This window comes from Janthinobacterium violaceinigrum (assembly GCF_009208555.1).
Lineage (GTDB): Bacteria > Pseudomonadota > Gammaproteobacteria > Burkholderiales > Burkholderiaceae_D > Janthinobacterium > Janthinobacterium violaceinigrum.
In genome coordinates this window covers 1-683 of record NZ_WFLI01000107.1, presented here as the reverse complement: position 1 = coordinate 683, position 683 = coordinate 1, and the positions used below count along the sequence as shown (strand labels likewise).

Annotated in this window: 1 rRNA gene; it reads left to right on the top strand. The window is 52.0% G+C overall.

Annotation, left to right across the window (positions count from 1 at the left end):
* Positions 1-683, top strand: a 16S ribosomal RNA gene (locus GCN75_RS28825); the annotation flags it as partial.

Genomic DNA, 683 nt, shown 5'->3' with positions numbered 1-683 from the left:
CCAGACTCCTACGGGAGGCAGCAGTGGGGAATTTTGGACAATGGGCGAAAGCCTGATCCAGCAATGCCGCGTGAGTGAAGAAGGCCTTCGGGTTGTAAAGCTCTTTTGTCAGGGAAGAAACGGTGAGGGCTAATATCTCTTGCTAATGACGGTACCTGAAGAATAAGCACCGGCTAACTACGTGCCAGCAGCCGCGGTAATACGTAGGGTGCAAGCGTTAATCGGAATTACTGGGCGTAAAGCGTGCGCAGGCGGTTTTGTAAGTCTGATGTGAAATCCCCGGGCTCAACCTGGGAATTGCATTGGAGACTGCAAGGCTAGAATCTGGCAGAGGGGGGTAGAATTCCACGTGTAGCAGTGAAATGCGTAGATATGTGGAGGAACACCGATGGCGAAGGCAGCCCCCTGGGTCAAGATTGACGCTCATGCACGAAAGCGTGGGGAGCAAACAGGATTAGATACCCTGGTAGTCCACGCCCTAAACGATGTCTACTAGTTGTCGGGTCTTAATTGACTTGGTAACGCAGCTAACGCGTGAAGTAGACCGCCTGGGGAGTACGGTCGCAAGATTAAAACTCAAAGGAATTGACGGGGACCCGCACAAGCGGTGGATGATGTGGATTAATTCGATGCAACGCGAAAAACCTTACCTACCCTTGACATGGATGGAATCCCGGAGAGAT